This is a genomic window from Zwartia panacis, assembly GCF_030410395.1.
Lineage (GTDB): Bacteria > Pseudomonadota > Gammaproteobacteria > Burkholderiales > Burkholderiaceae_B > Zwartia > Zwartia panacis.
The window spans coordinates 102526-120055 of sequence record NZ_JAUHHF010000010.1; the positions used below are offsets into that span (position 1 = coordinate 102526).

A 17530-nucleotide genomic window follows, 5' to 3' on the forward strand; every position below is an offset into this window, starting at 1 on the left:
TCGATTTAATCGAATTTATCGGTTTGAGCTATTATTGTATCTTCAGCTAAAAGCAAATAGTTGGCTCAATGTCTGTTCTTACATTACCACGCAGGCTCTTCAAGCAAAACACAGCGGGCTATCGCATTCGGTCGGCTCTCCTGTGTCTGGTCGCGGTGTATTTGGTGTTTCTCACTGTTGCCCTGACTTATATGACTTATAGACAGTATCAGGCCGAGATGGAGGAAATTACTCAATCTGCCAAGGTCATCCGGATATTTTCTATCGCTGAAACCAATAAATTTATCGAACAATCGCGGGTTTTATTAGCAAAACTAGCGAATCACCCCGCCGTGCGGAGTTCAGAAGCAGGGCGCTGCGATACGTTACTAGGAGAGCTAAGAGATTTGCAGCCCACATCGGCAAATTTGGTGATTTTGGATCAGGCCGGAAAGATTGTTTGCAGCTCGATGGAACTCCGAAAAATCGCAAACGAGGCAGGTGATCATCAGCAATTTTTCACTCAGGTCGGGCTGACAAAGGAATTTACCTTAGGACAACCACAGCAAGTGGGCACCTCGGGGAAATGGATTTCAACATTTGCTCATCCCATTTTGGATGAAAACGGAGAGCTGAAAGGTGTTGTTGGATTGATCATTGATTTGCAAAGATTTCAGCCCTTTGCTTCAGCCCTGAACACACCCAAAGGTACGGTCAGCAGCATCGTGAATCACGCAGGCACAATCGTTGCGATTTCTGAAAATCAGACAGGCAAAATTGGTAAGACCATTACCAAAGAAGCTTTGGCGAAGGCTTTGGCAATCAAAGAGGGCGCGTTCAGAATGACAGACAATGAGGGAGGCGAGCGCTTCGTCAGTCTGGGTCCCATCAAGAACTCCGATTGGAGTCTCTTTGTATCAATAGATATTGAAACACTTTTGGATCCAACCATCCATTTCGCATGGAGAAGAATACTTTTCTTGTTTTTGATGCTGCTCATCCTGACATATGTGACTTTGCGAGTCACAAGACTGATTACACGTCCAGTGGAGGCTGTCTCAGAGACACTTGCACGCGTCACAGCCGGTGATATCCAAGCCAGAGTCAAGCCAGCGGGACCAAGAGAAATTCATCAAATCGCATCAAGATTAAATGAAATGCTGGATGCACGTGAGCGCGCAATCCAGACCCTCCAGCAGAGCGAGGAGCGATTCAGGATCGCATTCAGGACAAGTCCTGACGCACTCAGTATCACGCGACTCGATGACCATCGTTTCATAGAAGTGAATGATGGTTTCATCCTGAAATCAGGATGGAGTCGTCAAGAAATCGTTGGCAGAACCGCAGAGGAACTCAACTTGTGGAAATGGCCGCACGAGCGTCAAAAACTGGTGCGTGCGATCAAGGAGCGTGGCGAGTGCGCTGAAATGGAGGCCGAATTTATTAGCAAGGATGGTCGAGTATGGGCGGGTGTTGTATTGGCCCAATTGATTGTCCTGGAGGGTGCCCCCTGTATTCTGACAACAACGCGAGACCTCACCGAGCGCAATATGTCGTTGGAGCTGATACACAATTTGTCATTCTTTGATACGTTAACCGGCTTGCCTAACCGGCGCATGTTTATTGAAAGACTTCAGCGATCGATTACAGCGAGTCAGATCAACAAGAACCTTGGGGCGCTTGTTTTGATTGATATCGATGGATTTAAAACCATCAACGATACACTGGGCCACGACGAGGGAGATTTGCTTTTAAAGGAGATGGCGAAAAGACTGCAGGAATGCACACGCCCGGGTGATACGCTCGCACGTATCGGTGGAGATGAGTTTGCAATTCTCATGAATGATATCGGTGTGCAAAAAGATAGCGCACAACTCAAAGTACTCGCCGAGTGTCAAAAAATACAAATCATTCTTCGCAAGCCATATTTACTGAGTGGTTCGGAGCATCATCGAACAGCGAGTATCGGAATCACATTCATTGGCGTAGATCATGAAAATGCGCGAGAGCCACTCAGACGAGCAGATCTGGCCATGGATCATGCCAAGATTGCAGGACGAAATACTCTGAGAATTTTTGAACCTGGTATGCAAGTCTCACTCAATGCCAGAGTCTCCATGGAGGAGAGTCTGGTCATGGCGATTGAATCCAATCAACTTGAGTTGCATTATCAACCTCAGATTTCAGATGTGAATAGTGTCATTGGGGCAGAAGCCTTGGTGCGTTGGAATGATCCTAAAAGCGGAGCCATTCCGCCTTCAGTATTTATCCCGATCGCTGAGGAAACCGGACTCATCATTCCTCTCGGACAATGGGTGCTGGAGGCTGCGTGTGCGCAAATCGCACGGTGGGAAAACGATCCTGTAATGTCTCACTTGGTCATTGCGGTCAATGTGAGTGTTCGTCAGTTCCATCAGGACGATTTTGTCGAGCAAGTCAAACTCACGCTTGCAAGAACAGGCGCGCGTGCCGACAAACTGAAACTGGAGTTAACAGAGAGTATTCTGATTTCAAATGCGGCGGATTTGCAAGACAAGATGAATACCCTCAAAGCGTTAGGTGTCTCATTCGCGCTCGATGACTTTGGGACAGGATATTCGGCGCTGGCTTATTTAAAACTATTGCCATTGGATCAACTTAAGATTGATCGGAGTTTCGTCAGGGATATTTTGATTGATCCGAACGACTACGCGATTGCCAAGATGGTTGTCGCGCTGGCTGAAAGCATGGGTTTGAGTGTGATCGCGGAAGGTGTCGAAACAGAGGAGCAGAGACACGTTTTAGCAGGCATCGGTTGTCACAGTTACCAAGGGTACTTATTCAGTGGTCCGATCCCTGAAGATGTATTCAAAAAAATGATGGGACAACTCGGGAAAATCAGTGTTTAAGGTCATCGTAGAAAAATAAAATGCCCTGATTGAGATCAATGCAGGGCATGATAATGGTGACAAGACTACAAATTATTCCATTTGAAGCTTGGCGGCCTCAACGATTTTTCTCCAGCTTTCGCGTTCTTTATCCATGAAAGCGCCAAACTCCGCTGGAGTATTGCCCCCAGGGACTCCGCCCATTTCCGCAAAGCGTTTTTGGATTTCTGGAGTTTCCAATACTTTTTTGGTGGCTTGTTGAATCTTGTTGATAATGTCCGGTGGTGTGCCAGCAGGAGCAACAAAACCAAACCAAGCAGTGACGACCATGTCTTTGATTCCTGCCTCGGCCATAGTTGGGACGTCAGGCAGTTGTGGTGAGCGCTCTGCGCCTGTTACTGCAAGCGCACGAAACTGACCTGAGCGGATAAAGCCGATCGAGCTGGGCAAGTTATCAATCGCAAACGTCACCTGCCCACCCAATAAGGCTGCAACCGCAGGACCCATGCCCTTGAATGGAACGTGTGTCAGGTTCGTCCCCGTGCGCTGCGCAAACATTTCTGCAGACATATGGGGCGACTGTCCAGTGCCCGACGAGGCAAAGGTGAAATTGCCTTTAGGGTCGCTCTTGATGGCGTCTACGAGTTCCTTCACGGTTTTGTAAGGTGACTTGCTGTTGACAACCAGTACGTTTGGTACCGAAATCACCAAGGTGATAGGACTGAAGTCTGTGTGTTTATAGGGCAGCTTTTTGTACAGGCTGTAATTGATGCCATTTGGTCCAATATTGCCAAAGCCAATGGTGTAACCATCCGGAGGTGCTTGAATGAGAGCCTGGGAACCAATAATGCCGGCAGCACCTGCGCGATTTTCCACAACCACCGTCGTGCCGAGTTCAGCACCAATTTTTTCGCTGAGTAGCCGGGCCGTGATGTCGGTTGTTCCGCCGGGAGCGGCTGGGACGATGAGTTTGATCGGTTTGTCGGGCCATGCGGCTTGCGCGACCGGCGCGACAGAGAGCGCGAACAGGCTCAAAATACTTGCTTGAATAATGGACTTCATACAGGGTCTCCTTGGGTAATTTTTGTCTGGCTTGATCTTAAACGAAAGAAGCTTTGTGGTTGCGATGGTACTAGTAAAAATGTCTGACGGATCGCGATATTGGTCAAATCTAGTATGATTATCGGCTGTTTAGCTTGCTATTTTCAACGTCATGCTATTTGCCCACTGGAGCCCAAGATGAAGTGTCGCTTTGCAGCCTTAATCTGCGCCTTATTCATAACTTCGACTACCTATGCACAGCCTGCTCCTTCGAATGTGGCGTCAACAGTGGCAGCTACTGATCCATGGCGATTCAGCGTGACGCCTTATGTTTGGGGCATGGGTATCACAGGCTCCGTTTCTCACAATGGAAATAGCTTGGGTCAAGTCAAACTGACGCCTGGCAATGTTTTATCAGATTTGAACATGGCGGCAATGTTGGTGGCCGAGGCACGTAGTGGTCGTTTTGGTATTTATCTTGACGGTATGTACGGCGATTTGGGTAAAACAGCCTCTCGTGTCGTAGGTCGTGCGGATTTGAATGCCAATACCAATCTGACGATGACGATGTTGACGCTCGCACCAACCTATAACCTCCACAGCACTCCCTCCCTTCAGCTCGATGGATTGATTGGCGCAAGAGTCATGTGGCAAAACGCGAATACGACGATCTCCTTCGCTCAGGGGGGACCTTCTTTATCCGAAAGCAGTCATCTACAGCTCGCTGCCGGTATCGCTGGCGTAAAGGGTCGTTATAACTTTGAGAACTCAAAGTACTTTGTTCCCTTTTATGTGGATGTTGGAGCCGGTCAGTCATCAAGCTTTACGAGTCAGGCCTATCTGGGTGTTGGCCGCGCTTTCGATTGGGGTGATGTTTCTCTGGTCGCTAAAAATGTCTACTACCAATTCAAGCCGAATCAAAATACAGTCGACTTGAATATGTTTGGCGCAGCGATTGCCGCGACATTCAGATTTTGATCGAGATCCAAACTACGATTAGTACCCAGACTAAAACGATGATGGCTGCACCAAGGTAGCCTAGAAGTTTTTGACTGCTTTGCATACGCCATCTTTGTGCATCTTCACGCGACTGTTTGATGATCGCTTCGGGTATGAAGCGGATCGCAAGCCAGATCAGGGCGGGCAAAATAATAAGCTCATCGACATAACCCAGGACAGGAATAAAGTCTGGAATCAGGTCGATCGGACTCAAGGCATATGCAACCGCTAATCCACTGATGAGTTTTGGTGCAAGAGGTGTATTCGGATTTTTGATGGCGAACCAAAGCATCAGCACATCTTGATTGAGCGAGACGGCTAGTGCTTTGAGTTTTTTAAAAATTTTCATTTTTAAAATAGCCTTCAATTTCAGATAACAATCTCGCGCCTAAGATTGCTCTACAGCCTTCGTGATCAATTTGATGACCTCAAGCCGTGCATGGCGTTTGTCGTTCGCGGATAAGATATGCCACGGTGATTCGGGCATATCTGTCTGCATGAACATCTCTTCGGCAGCCTTTGCATAGGCGGGCCATTTGCGTCTGTTGCGCCAGTCTTCAGGGGTGATTTTAAAGTTTTTGTATGGCGAATGCTCTCGTGCTCTAAATCGCTTTAATTGCTCATCAGGCGTCACGGCGAGCCAAAATTTCAGTACGATCGCACCACGATGCGTGAGCTGTTTCTCAAATTCATTAATTTCTTGATACGCACGCTGCCATGCTGCTCGTTTGGCATAGCCCTCGACGCGTTCGACCAAAACACGTCCATACCAGGAACGATCAAAGATTGCGATTCGGCCGCGTCCGGGAACGTTTCGCCAAAAGCGCCAGAGATAAGGTCGATCCATTTCAAAGGGTCTGGGTGCGGCGACAGAAACTGTCCGATATTGTCGTGCATCCAACGCGTGGGTGACGCGTCTAATTGCCCCGCCCTTACCAGCAGCATCTTGTCCCTCGAATACAAGCACTAGAGATTTCTTCTTGAATTTTTTTGATCTGACTGCGGTGGCCAGTCTGTTCTGCCACTGCATGAGTTCCTGCTCGTAATTCTCTTTGCTTACACTCGCGCCATAGTCAAGCTTGTCAAGACGGTGGCTGGATTTTGTGCGTTTGAGAGGTGCGGCTGGATCGTGTGCGGGTGGAACCTTGATGGCACGCTGTGTGAATGCATTCAGAACAGCCTCAGCCGTTCTGAATATACGCATATTTTTGTTCGCACTCGGAATGATTGTCCATGGAGCATGAGAGGCATCCGTCGCTTCAATCACACGCTGTGCTGCTTGTCTGACACGATCAAAGTGTTTATAGACTTTGTCATCCTTCTTCCCCACTTGCCAGGCTGTGGAGGGGTTCGCGAGAAGTAGGGCGGTGCGAGCCCGTTGAGCATCACGTGACAAATGAAACCAAAGTTTGATAATTTGTACGTCGTTAGCGACAAGCGTATCCTCAAACTTTCTGACGGCGACAATGAGGGACTCAAGCTTGTCTGGATTTAAATCCTTTTTCGCAGCCTCATCTAAAAGGGCTTTGTATCCAGCTCCAAACATGATGCCCACGGATCCCTTGGGAGGAAGTCCCAGCCAAAATCTTCGCACCAAGGGGTATGATTTTTCTTCTTTGGTCGGATCATCAAAAGCAAGCGTTCTCACGTGTCTTGGATCGAGCCACTCATTGAGCAGATTGACGGTCTCACCTTTTCCGGCACCATCGATTCCGGCCACAACGATCATGAGCGCTCTGTCTTTGATTTTCAGATGCCGATATTGTTCGTTCAGCAAATGAATACGAAGGGGCTCCTCAAGGCGAGAAAATTCTTCATCGGATAGCTGAGGATCTTTTTCCGCTTCATCAAACATGCTGCTCATATCGCTTCCTTGAAAACAGTCTCGTCTCCATCTTATTCTATTCAATCTCAGTCAATATTCGTACTAAAAGATAGAAACTTGTGAGATGCACGTGTACGATCAGTCTTGTCAAAATAATATTGATACAGCCATGACCATATTTTTTCGCTCATTTTTTGCTGTGCTAACCATGTTTCTTATTGGTTTACAGGCCCAGTCTGCTGAGCTTTGTCTATCTGCCGACAAGCGATGCACCGAATGGGTGTCAATGGGAGAGGGCCCTCAACGAGGTCTGGTGTACCGCACGCATGCTTTAACTGAGCCTCAGGAGGCCATACAGCGCGCCGTGATCGTGATTCATGGTCAGGGGCGCAATGCAGACGGATATTTTCGGCATGCGCTTGCGGGAGGGTTCTTATCTGATGCATTAAAAGAGACATTAATACTATCACCTCGGTTTGCTTCAAATGAGGGGAGAAATTGTCGTGACAAACTCGACGTCAATGAAGTGGGTTGGATATGCCTAGGTCCGGAAAGTTGGCGAAGTGGTGGGGAACAAGCGACCCCATCAGAGAAAAAAGTTCATTCTTTTGATTTTATGGACTCGATACTGACGCTCTTGTCTGATCGAAAGAATTTTCCAAACTTGCGCTCGATCGTGATTGCCGGACATTCTGCAGGCGGACAATATGTCAGTCGCTATCAGATGGCTAATGACATTCATGAGAAATTAAAAAATGAAAAAAACATTCAGTTGACTTATATCGTCAGCAACCCTTCTTCCTATACTTATACTGATGTGTTGCGACCAACAAGGTCTGCGACTCCTGCAACGATCAGCGCGTTGGCGCCAGGTTATGTTCCTGTGGCACCTAGCCCGCCTCCGCCGCCATTTGCTACCTTTAATGACGCGAAAGGTTGTGCGAGCTTCAATAGCTGGCCATACGGTATTGAAAATAAGGTTGGAGCTGTGGCCTCTATGCCCAATGATGTCTTAAAAAAGAATCTCGCCACGCGTCCGGTCACATTCCTGCTAGGCGAGCTAGACATCTTGCCTCTGTATGGCTTTGACAGTTCTTGTGCAGCAATGGCTCAAGGGCCCACACGCTTGGCGCGCGGTTTCGCTTATGTACGATTCGTGAATGAAACTTATCAAAGCAATCATGCGGCCATCATGGTCCCTGCCTGTGGACATGATGCCCGCTGTATGTTTACCGCTGAAAAATCTTTACCTTATTTATTTTTACGATAGATTTTTTCAGCTCTTATTATTTCAGCAGTGGAATGGATCTTGGATTTTTACTATTCATATCGGCCTCTGTAAAACCAATTGTCAGTACCCCAGGATTTTCAAATGAACGGATATTGTAGGTTTTTGTTTTAAGATTCGCGACAACAGTCCATTCCGTGTACTCGTAGGAATTTACGCCACCACCATAGCCGCTTGAGCTATCAAGATGGATCGCGCCAAAGGGGATGTCAAAGTTATTCATGATGTGCCACGCTCTGCGCTCTTGGATATCTGTTGTCGCGGGCGGTGTGTTCATGACCAGAGTCGATGCGCGTATAAAACGATCGGGACTTAAAAAGCTACCAGGCAGGCCATGCAGACCGTTGCCTGAACTTGCAGCCATAAATTTTTGACCATTGAACGTCATCGGCTTTTTATCAGTGCCACTCAAATTCGCATAATTACCAATATTCTGTAAGTGCCATGAAAACGCCGGATCATTTGTCATGGTCCCGATGACATTGTCTGTCATGACAAGTTTGCCATCAAGATATTCAACGACCAGACTTGCACCTGATGTGTCATGCAGCGTCATACGTGACTTTGCTACACCACCCCATTCTTTAAGTGGGGAGCTGTTGACAAACATTTTTGGAAGCGCCTCTTTGACTTCGGCAATGCTGGCGAAGTTAGTGAGGGCATAGATAAGAAGTTGCTGAGAGGCGATGCTGTTAGCGGATTCCGCTTGAGTAGGATTTTGATATTGCGCCGTATTAGGGGCATTGAGTAATCCTCCAGCAAGACCCGCTTCGTTCATGCCATCTACAAATATAGGCAAACTAAAAGCATTGGCTCCGATCACTGCATATTTGGATGTCCAGTTCTTACCGGATCCAGGCACTCCATCAATACCGACTCCTTGAAACGCATAACCTCTTGGCGTGATGAGGACCGCCGACTTCAACGGGATACCAAATTCCATGGTACGCGCATACACGCGACCACGATCAGTACTGTTCAAGACGATTGAGGTGCAAGCTTGCGCGATCGAGGCGCCCAGGAATGAAATGAGAACAAACCAGATTTTGATGTGCATGCCTTTGGCCATAATTTTCTCGAACAGTGAGTGGTGGATAGTCAGTGATTAATCAAGCAACTCAATGACATGTTCATAAGTCCCCGCGGCGTGACGTGATGTTGAAATCTGGCCTCTCGCACCAATAAATTTGCCTGTACCGCCAGTGATTGCGCGAACTTGAGGTGCATTTTCTTTCATTTCACCGTGATATTCACCGTATACGGACTTGCCATTGATGACCAAGGAGTCGCTGCCGCCGAAATCTAAAACGATCGTACTGATTCTGTCAAGGAATGGATCATGGGCGCCGGTAGGAAGTGAAACGAGAGTGATCATGCCGTACATTCTGCCCTTTTTTCCATCTTTTGTTGTGAAAGGCGCCTCAAAAGCAAGCAAGTCACCAATCGACATACCGGGGGTACCGATATCGATATGCTGGATTTCAGGTTTGCTTTGGACAATGCTGAACGTTTGTTTGGCTTGAGCGGTTGAAGCGAGCGCAATTGCTAAACATGCAATAGCTGCATAAAACGTATTTTTTTTCATGACGAGTTTCTCAGTAATCGATGTGTCAACAGTGACACCATAGATTCTAGGTCACAAAATTTATGACATGTATTTGAATGGCGAGATGTCGTTATTTGTCGTTATTGATGAGCGGAATTTCATTCGGCTCATCGTTGACGCAAATTAATAGCCGTGATTCTGGAATGTGTCAGTTATTTAAAACTGTAGCGAAGAACATCAACTGATTTGCGTGACAAAGGTCTTGATTCCACGCAAGAACATTTCCACAGCAATGGCCACTAGGATCAAGCCCATTAATTTTTCAACAGCCATCACCACCCGATCACCGAGTATACGTTGAATGCGATCAGCGAGAACTAAAACAATGGCACACACAATCATGGTCACAACCAGTGCCATGATCCAATCGAGTCTGCGATCCGGAGCCTGACTGACTAAAAGCATGACTGTTGCCATCGCTGAAGGACCTGCTAGCGCGGGGATGGCCAGCGGAACAATGAAGGGTTCATCATCAGGAGATCCTGCAACTGTCTCGCTATGCGCGGAGGGAAATATCATGCGCAATGCGATTAAAAATAATACGACTGCGCCCGCAATTTGTAATGAAAGATCGCTGAGGTTAACAAGCTCCAGAAACTGCTTGCCTAAAAACATGAATGTGAACAGCAAGCAGAAAGCGATAAAAACTTCACGCAAAATAATGCGAACGCGTCTGTGCGCAGGAACGTTACGCAAACTATTAATAAAGATAGGAATGTTTCCGATCGGGTCAGTGATCAGTAACAAGAGTATCAACGCAGAGGTAAACGTATATTCCATGACTCCATACTAGCAGACATTATCTGACTAGCCTTTGGATTGAGTGTCACTTGTACCAGGCTTAATGCGGGGAGTCCGATACCGGTTGTAGCCCCAAAGATATTGGGTAGGCATTCGCTTGATCATGTCTTCCATTGCCTGATTCAGTTGAGCGGCAGCAATTTCAATATCATCTGACAAGGGTTTGCGCATCGCCTGATATCTGACGGTATAGCCTCTGCCGATACCGTTGCGTTGAGCGGCCACCACATAGATGGGTGCGCCTGTGATGCTCTGCAATCTTTGCACAAGAGTAGTGGTGTAGGCGGATTTACCAAAAAAGGGTACCCAGACGCCTTCACCATGAACTGGAACTTGATCTGGCAAGATGCCGATTGTCTGTCCGCGTTTGAGTGCTTTGAGTAAGCTTCTCACACCGACGTGATTGGCGGGCGCCATCGTGAGATTTTTTCTGGCTCTCGTTTTAATAATCCAGTCTTGTAACCATTTCATCCTGGGTGGACGAAACAATACAGTAGCAGGAAACCTGCTAGTGTAAATAGCCCCAAGAGATTCGAAATTTCCTACATGCGGGCCGAGTAAGATTTGAAGTAAGGTCAACGGCAAGCAGGCCAAAAGCCTGAACTAGACGGTCACGCACGCAGGACCCAGCTTATTTAGCATTGATGAATGAACTGGCCCCCAAAGGTCGCATAGTTTAGTTGCAGGCAAGTACCATGAAGATCAAGTTACTTCAGTACGAGTTGAAGCGCTTGCAACAATCGTCTTTCTACGCCAATGATCACGATTAATCCAGCAATGGATAAATAGCCTACTACGAAGAAAGAAATGACACGATTAAAGTTCATCTCCTTCAAAACCAAATAACTCTGGTAGACATTAATCATGCACAGCATGAAGCCGGTGAACATGATGCTTCCACCCAGAAGTTTATTCACCCACTCATAGACAACAATTTTGTCGAAAATATGTAGACCTTCTGTCTGAATGTAAATATCGCCCACGCCCATTAATGTGGCAGAGGCAATATAGTTACGCAGCATTGTAAAAAAGAACTTGATATTCAGATCACCCTTGCCAACACTAAAAAAACCAACGGGCTTAGTGGGTACGTTGTTTTGATTTGAAGTCATTTTTGTGTCATGAAAGGTTTAGCTCGAGATTGGATATGAATCAGTGAAAGATTAATAACCAAGATGTCTGCTATGTTTGTTGGAGTTAGAATGCTCGACAAAACCCTGATATAGGCTAAAGAGAAATATCTCGTGAAAATTCTATCATTGATCGATTTGCTCCCGCAATGGCTATTCGTTCTTCTATACCCCATACCAGCGTTGTTCTTATTATGGGTGTTTCATCGACTTTTTCAAAAATATGCACCGCATTGGAAATTGGAGGATCGCGATGAAAATATGGCTGCTGGAGGCATCGCGTCCGCGGCGGCGCTGACAGGCATCGTATTAGCCTTCGTTTTAGCGCTGACAAATCAAACCGTCGACTCTTATCAAAGTCAGGTGAGTGTCGAGGCTGCACAAATTAGAAATCTGGATAAATTACTGATCGCTTCTGGCGAGGAAAAGATCAAATCCTGCAGAAAGGATCTGCTGAGCTACACCCAATCAATCGTGAACGATGAGTGGCCTCAGCTTCAATATCAGAATGGTAGTACTGTTACATCAAAATTGTTGACTCAATTCGACAGCTGCATTTTGGCCGTTGATCGTAAAGCTCAGTCGGAGATTGCGGCGTATTTAGATATCGTGAAATCCTCTTCGCAAATGACCGAATCCAGAGAGACGCGTATTTCAAATAGCCAGTCCTTGCTACCCCCATTATTTTGGATGGTCATGCATCTTGGATTATTGTTTACGATTATTTTGTCTGCGCTGTCATTTTATACGCCAGGCAAAATCCGGGTGATTAACTGCTCTCTTCAGATCGTAACGTTGTGCATCATCATGGCGCTCAATATTATTCTGGATCGACCTTACGGGGGCAGTAATGGTATTTCTAATCAACCTCTGGTTGATGTGATCGAGCATTTGCAATCCATTAAATAGCTCATATCAGATAACTGTGACTGAATAATCTATCACTCTATTGAGAGCCCGCTAAAGTGATTAAACAATTAAATAGAAATCAGTTGCTACAGATTGCAGCGTCCTCCAACATATCTGAGACTTGCCCGGAATGCTCTTCGCTCTCGTGTCCGGGATGGGTCTCAGTTCCTGGCTATTTTGATCTCAGTAAAATGAAAGTGCTTGGAACTCTTGTTGATGAAAACGCCCCAGAATGCTGGGATGAATATCATCCACAAGGTACTCATCTTTGGTCTGAAAATGCTCCCATTTCCATTCAACACCATCCCTATAATCGTTCGGATGTGCGTGAATGCATGGGTTGCAAGAGAAAATTTCTGCACTATACAGAATATGGCGGCTACTACTTGGATCAGCGTATCAGAGAATTAAACATAAAATTGATTATTTGAGTGTTGTCCCTTAGTCCGGCAGGATCTCTAAATCATCAATACTACACAATCATATTAATAATCGCGCTAGCTAATGTAAGGTCAATGATAGTTAAAGCGCATCAGCATGATTAATCCTCATTCATGGATTGTTCATTGAGCAATTCACCGGCAATCCTCTAGTCATTCCCTCGCAATTCCTGTCAATCCTGAAGGCGTGCCATTGTCACGTATTCATGGATCCTCATAGAATCAACAACCCACAAAAACAACGGTCTCTATTTAGCTGACTCTAATCTCCTTCTGGTTAGGAACCCAATGGCAGAATTGATGCAGGAATACCCTAGTTTTGCCGCTCTTTTTGAGATCCAGGTCAAAAAAAATCCCAACGCAATCGCGCTGATTTTTGAAAATCAATTCATAAGCTATGGCGAATTAGATAAACGATCCAATCAACTTGCCCGCTACTTGATCGCTCGGGGGGTGGGAGCTGACAGAATCGTCCCTATATTGCTTGATCGCTCGGCTGAACTTTTCATTAGTATTCTTGCTGTCCTGAAGGCTGGTGGAGCGTACCTTCCGCTCGATCCTATCTATCCGGCTGAGCGTTTGGCTTTCATGTTTGAGGATTGTGGCGCAGATCTCGTGATTGCCCATGACTTTTCTGAATTGTTGCCAGATGGTTTAACAGTCATCAATCCGAGCGATCTAAAAGTCATTGAAAGCGTTGAGTCTTTTAGCGAAACCACTATCCTGGATAGGGAACGACTTTCACCACTGAGACAAGATCACTTAGTCTATCTGATCTACACATCGGGATCGACCGGAAAAGCCAAGGGAACTGCCATCACTCATCGGGCACTCAATACTTTTCTGCATTCAATATCTGCAACCGTATCTATCCAATCAGGCGACGCTCTGCTAGCAGTGACTACCGTCGCTTTCGATATGGCGGTGTTGGAGATTTATTTGCCGTTTATTCATGGTGCCACGACGGTACTGGCAAATAGGCGCCAGCAGAAAGATCCTTTTCAGTTGGCACAGTTAATTGATCAGCATAAAGTCAGTATTGTTCAAGCAACTCCTTCTCTCTGGAGAATATTATCTTCTTACTTGAACCTGCCTGACATCAGAATATTGATAGGTGGAGAGGGTTTACCGCAGTCATTGGCGGCACAAATACTCCCGGCCCAATCAATTACAAATTTATACGGGCCGACCGAAGCTACAGTGTGGGCTAGTGCTTATCCAGTAAAAATTGAGGATGCCGACATTCACTCGGCACCGGCTATTGTTCCGATCGGCAAGCCACTCAACAATTATTCGATTTACGTTCTTGATGAATCGTTTGATTTTGTTGAGGATGGTGAAGTCGGCGAGCTTTACATCGCTGGAACCGCATTGGCTCGCGGTTATCACAATCGAAGCGGCCTGACCGCAGAGCGTTTTGTCGCCAATCCGTTCATGCCTGGGAGTCGCATGTACCGCACAGGGGACTTGGCGCGTCGAAGACCGGATGGATGTATTGAGTTTATCGGTAGAGCGGATAACCAAGTCAAGATTCGCGGATATAGGATCGAGCTGGGAGAAATCGAAGCGACGATTCAACGAGCGCTTGATGGAGATGTATCCGACGTGGCGGTGATTGCTCGCGAGCGTATGAGCGCGCACAACTCGAGTGATAAATATCTGGTGGCATATTTGGTGGCACGCACGCAGAACGGTGCAGCCGCGGAGCTGCCCGGCGATGGTCAGATCAGGAGCATGTTGTCGCGCACGTTGCCCGGCTACATGGTGCCTGCGGCCTTTGTGCAATTGGAGAGTTTACCGCTCACGCCCAATGGCAAGCTCGATCGCAAGGCGTTGCCCGATCCGGACTTTGGCGCCGATCAGAGTACGTACCGTGCGCCAGTCAGCGAGCACGAGATCCTGTTGTGCGGATTGTTCGCCGAGGTGACGGGCGCGAGCCGCGTGGGCCTGGATGACAGTTTCTTTGCGATCGGCGGGCATTCGCTGCTTGCGATGCGGCTGATTGCCCGCGTGCGTCAGCTTACCGCTTGTGAATTGCCATTGCGCGTGTTGTTTGAGTCTCCGACTCCGGCGGCACTGGCAATATTCATTGATCAGTTAAAGGTTCATTCCGGACCTCAACTCACTCCAGGTATCGGACGGTTAAGTGACGGCGCCGTGATACTTTCTTATGGTCAGCGTAGACTGTTCGCGCTTGACCAGCTGCAAGGTCCCTCGGCGACCTACAACATTCCGCAGGCGCTTCGTTTGAGGGGCTCTCTCAATATCGAGGTGCTCGCTCAGGCCTTGGTGTTGCTTTTAGATCGTCATGAGTCTTTACGCACAGTGATCAGACTCCATGAGAATGGAGAGTATCAAGGTTCAGTCCTCGCAGTTCCTGCAGCAGAATCAATATGCAGGCAGGTCGATCTTCGCACGCTGGATGCAGAGTCTCGTGAGCTCGCGTTGTCGCAGTGCATCCGCGACGAGGTGGATCGACCGTTTGATCTCGCCAATGATTATTCACTTCGCGCGTGTGTGGTCAGAGTCGATGCACAGGAGAATGTGCTGTTGCTCACGTTTCACCACCAGGCGAGCGATGGGGAGTCGGCGGTGGTGTTTGCGCGCGAGTTGAGCCAGGCCTATGGGAGCTTGCTGCGTGGCGCGCAACCCGATTGGGCACCGTTACCGATTCAGTACAGTGATTGGGCCGCTTGGCAGCAGCAGACTCTGGAAGGGAATTTAGAGCAGAAGATCGCACGCGCAAAGGCCAGATTGGCCGATGCGCCGGAAAGTCTTTCACTGCCGTTGGATCACCCCAGGCAAGCAACTCGTGCGCGGCGCGCGGGGTATCTATCGTTTGAGTTATCGGTTGAGTTGACGCAAGCGCTGAGCGCGTTGGCGGTACGTCAGGGTGCAACCCTTTTTGCATTGTTGTTAGGCGCGTATGGTGCGACGCTGGCCCGAATCGCCAATCAGAGTACGGTTGTGATTGGTTCAGCATCATCGGGACGCACTCACATTGAAACAGAGTCACTGATTGGATTTCTGGTCAATACATTGGCGATCCCGGTATCGATCGATGCGACCTGTGATGGCATTGAGCTGATTGCGCGCGCCAAGAAGAGCGTAGAAGAGGCGCTGATCGATCAAGACTTGCCGTTTGAGCGACTGGTCGATGGCTTGGGTGTTGTACGTTCATTGGCCCAAACCCCGGTTTTTCAAGCTGCTTTCACGTTCGCGATGGATGAGGATGAAACGAAGGCATTCCGTCTTGTTGAGCTAGAAACAGAGATCGATTTTGTCTTGCCATCCGAAGCAAAATGCGATTTGGCTTTGTACATTGTGATGGAGTCAAGGGGGTTTCTGAAAGGTGGTTTTGAATATGACGCAGATCTCTTTGATGCAACTTCGGTTGAGCGTTGGCGTGTCGCATTTCATGCATTTCTGGATGCTTTAGTCAGGGCACCAAATGAGGCTATTTGCACATTACCGTTGGTCAATGCGTCTTCAAAAGAGTCGTTGATATCGTCTGCTACGGGCAAAAGAATCGCTTTAGATGAGAGATTGCTGACCTTGCCCGGGCTATTTAAGGTCCAAGTAGATCAATTCCCTGACTCGCCAGCTTTGGTGATTGGTGGTGATCGGGTGAGCTATTCTGAGCTTGATCGTCGCTCGAATCAACTCGCGCATTACTTAATCAGTCAGGGTGTAGGTCCAGATTCAATCGTGGGTGTTTTGTTAGATCGATCGCTTGAGATGATCGTGAGCGTGTTAGCCGTGCTGAAGGCGGGCGGGGCGTATTTACCACTCGATCCGATCTATCCAGCTGAACGTTTATCTTTCATGCTTGAAAATAGTCGGGCATATCTACTTTTATCTGCAAAAAAGCATCTAAATAAACTTTCATCTTCTTTTAACTCAAGTCATCCGAACAGTTCGAATACGCCGTCGTATCAATCGCTTCTAGTAGTGCACCTGGATGACCTGAATTTTCAAGATTCTCTTCGTGGATATAAGCAAACTGCTCCTTGTGATCGGGACCGCACCGCGCCGCTGCTGCCCGAACACCTGGCCTATGTGATCTACACCTCGGGTAGCACCGGCATGCCCAAGGGCGTGGGCGTCTCGCATCAGGGTATCGGAAACATGGTGTCGGATATGCAGCGCGAGCATCATATCGGTCCCGGTAGTCGTTACTTGCAGTACGCATCGTTTGCGTTCGATGCCTGCGTGTTCGAGATGTTTTCAGCTTTCGTATCTGGTGCAACACTGGTGCTGATTGCCCCCGAGCAAGCGGTCACTACGCGTGAGTCGCTCAGGGATTTTCTGGCGCAATACCGGATCACGCACGCGACGCTGCCTCCCGCGTTATTGGGCGAGGTGTCAGCCGAGGAGCTCGAGGGTCTGCAGACTTTGGTGGTAGCGGGCGAGGCGTGCCCGCCTGCCTTGGTGCAGCGTTTTGCGTCTCAGACGCGCATGATCAACGCGTACGGCCCGACCGAGGTGACGGTGTGCGGCACGATGAGCGCGCCGCTTGATGCGCAGTCGGCTGGCGAGTCGAGCACGGTGCCGATCGGGTACCCGATCGCCAACACGAGCACGTATGTGCTGGATAGCGCGCTGGAGCTGGTGCCTGACGGTGTGGTGGGCGAGCTCTATATCG

Annotated in this window: 14 protein-coding genes; 6 read left to right on the forward strand and 8 right to left on the reverse strand. The window is 48.0% G+C overall.

The window, feature by feature from the left end:
• The first annotated feature begins 68 nt into the window (after positions 1 to 68).
• On the forward strand, positions 69 to 2867 hold the full coding sequence (locus QWY30_RS12850; protein ID WP_290241629.1) for an EAL domain-containing protein: 2799 nt from the start codon (positions 69 to 71) through the stop codon (positions 2865 to 2867).
• A 72-nt stretch (positions 2868 to 2939) separates the two neighbouring features.
• On the opposite strand, the gene QWY30_RS12855 is transcribed toward QWY30_RS12850, so the two are convergent.
• Positions 2940 to 3908: a Bug family tripartite tricarboxylate transporter substrate binding protein gene (locus QWY30_RS12855; protein ID WP_290241632.1), complete on the reverse strand. Its 969-nt coding sequence runs from the start codon at positions 3906 to 3908 to the stop codon at positions 2940 to 2942.
• A gap of 177 nt (positions 3909 to 4085) precedes the next feature.
• Here QWY30_RS12855 and QWY30_RS12860 point away from each other — a divergent pair, with 177 nt between their 5' ends.
• Complete coding sequence (locus tag QWY30_RS12860; protein WP_290241633.1) at positions 4086 to 4865, forward strand: hypothetical protein; 780 nt, start codon at positions 4086 to 4088, stop codon at positions 4863 to 4865.
• Here QWY30_RS12860 and QWY30_RS12865 read toward each other — a convergent pair.
• A complete protein-coding gene (locus QWY30_RS12865; RefSeq protein WP_290241634.1) occupies positions 4855 to 5235 on the reverse strand; it encodes a YkvA family protein in 381 nt (126 codons plus the stop codon). The two genes, QWY30_RS12860 and QWY30_RS12865, sit on opposite strands and share 11 nt — an antisense overlap.
• Positions 5236 to 5274: 39 nt before the next feature.
• Positions 5275 to 6750 (reverse strand): polyphosphate:AMP phosphotransferase, encoded by a 1476-nt coding sequence (gene pap / locus QWY30_RS12870; protein WP_353958807.1) that lies wholly within the window; start codon positions 6748 to 6750, stop codon positions 5275 to 5277.
• 91 nt (positions 6751 to 6841) lie between these two features.
• On the opposite strand from pap, the gene QWY30_RS12875 reads away from it, so the two are divergent.
• Positions 6842 to 7981 (forward strand): hypothetical protein, encoded by a 1140-nt coding sequence (locus tag QWY30_RS12875; protein ID WP_290241635.1) that lies wholly within the window; start codon positions 6842 to 6844, stop codon positions 7979 to 7981.
• A gap of 16 nt (positions 7982 to 7997) precedes the next feature.
• Here the strand turns inward: QWY30_RS12875 and QWY30_RS12880 are convergent, their stop codons facing one another.
• The 5 genes from QWY30_RS12880 to QWY30_RS12900 form a co-directional block, all read right to left on the reverse strand.
• The gene (locus tag QWY30_RS12880) at positions 7998 to 9068 is read right to left on the reverse strand and encodes a linear amide C-N hydrolase (protein ID WP_353958808.1); all 1071 of its coding nucleotides are present in this window, start codon (positions 9066 to 9068) and stop codon (positions 7998 to 8000) included.
• Between the two features lie 36 nt (positions 9069 to 9104).
• Positions 9105 to 9584: a hypothetical protein gene (locus QWY30_RS12885; RefSeq protein WP_290241637.1), complete on the reverse strand. Its 480-nt coding sequence runs from the start codon at positions 9582 to 9584 to the stop codon at positions 9105 to 9107.
• 198 nt (positions 9585 to 9782) lie between these two features.
• Entirely contained in the window at positions 9783 to 10385 is a 603-nt protein-coding gene (locus QWY30_RS12890) for a MarC family protein (protein WP_290241638.1), read from the reverse strand.
• Between the two features lie 27 nt (positions 10386 to 10412).
• Entirely contained in the window at positions 10413 to 11000 is a 588-nt protein-coding gene (locus tag QWY30_RS12895) for an LpxL/LpxP family acyltransferase (RefSeq protein ID WP_353958809.1), read from the reverse strand.
• Between the two features lie 113 nt (positions 11001 to 11113).
• Positions 11114 to 11518, reverse strand: coding sequence for a hypothetical protein (locus tag QWY30_RS12900; protein ID WP_290241641.1), 405 nt, complete (start codon positions 11516 to 11518; stop codon positions 11114 to 11116).
• A 132-nt stretch (positions 11519 to 11650) separates the two neighbouring features.
• Between QWY30_RS12900 and QWY30_RS12905 the strand changes: the two genes are divergently transcribed.
• The 3 genes from QWY30_RS12905 to QWY30_RS12915 form a co-directional block, all read left to right on the forward strand.
• Positions 11651 to 12445, forward strand: coding sequence for a bestrophin-like domain (locus tag QWY30_RS12905; protein WP_290241643.1), 795 nt, complete (start codon positions 11651 to 11653; stop codon positions 12443 to 12445).
• Positions 12446 to 12636: 191 nt separating this feature from the next.
• Entirely contained in the window at positions 12637 to 12876 is a 240-nt protein-coding gene (locus QWY30_RS12910; RefSeq protein WP_290241644.1) for a hypothetical protein, read from the forward strand.
• A gap of 297 nt (positions 12877 to 13173) precedes the next feature.
• A partial coding sequence (locus tag QWY30_RS12915; protein ID WP_290241645.1) for a non-ribosomal peptide synthetase occupies positions 13174 to 17530 on the forward strand: 4357 nt, incomplete at its 3' end.

Bases quoted from the DNA above. Each gene is read 5' to 3' on its own strand.
- QWY30_RS12850 (WP_290241629.1), top strand. From the start codon at position 69: ATGTCTGTTCTTACATTACCACGCAGGCTCTTCAAGCAAAACACAGCG.
- QWY30_RS12855 (WP_290241632.1), bottom strand. From the start codon at position 3,908: ATGAAGTCCATTATTCAAGCAAGTATTTTGAGCCTGTTCGCGCTCTCT.
- QWY30_RS12860 (WP_290241633.1), top strand. From the start codon at position 4,086: ATGAAGTGTCGCTTTGCAGCCTTAATCTGCGCCTTATTCATAACTTCG.
- QWY30_RS12865 (WP_290241634.1), bottom strand. From the start codon at position 5,235: ATGAAAATTTTTAAAAAACTCAAAGCACTAGCCGTCTCGCTCAATCAA.
- pap (WP_353958807.1), bottom strand. From the start codon at position 6,750: ATGAGCAGCATGTTTGATGAAGCGGAAAAAGATCCTCAGCTATCCGAT.
- QWY30_RS12880 (WP_353958808.1), bottom strand. From the start codon at position 9,068: ATGGCCAAAGGCATGCACATCAAAATCTGGTTTGTTCTCATTTCATTC.
- QWY30_RS12885 (WP_290241637.1), bottom strand. From the start codon at position 9,584: ATGAAAAAAAATACGTTTTATGCAGCTATTGCATGTTTAGCAATTGCG.
- QWY30_RS12890 (WP_290241638.1), bottom strand. From the start codon at position 10,385: ATGGAATATACGTTTACCTCTGCGTTGATACTCTTGTTACTGATCACT.
- QWY30_RS12900 (WP_290241641.1), bottom strand. From the start codon at position 11,518: ATGACTTCAAATCAAAACAACGTACCCACTAAGCCCGTTGGTTTTTTT.
- QWY30_RS12910 (WP_290241644.1), top strand. From the start codon at position 12,637: ATGAAAGTGCTTGGAACTCTTGTTGATGAAAACGCCCCAGAATGCTGG.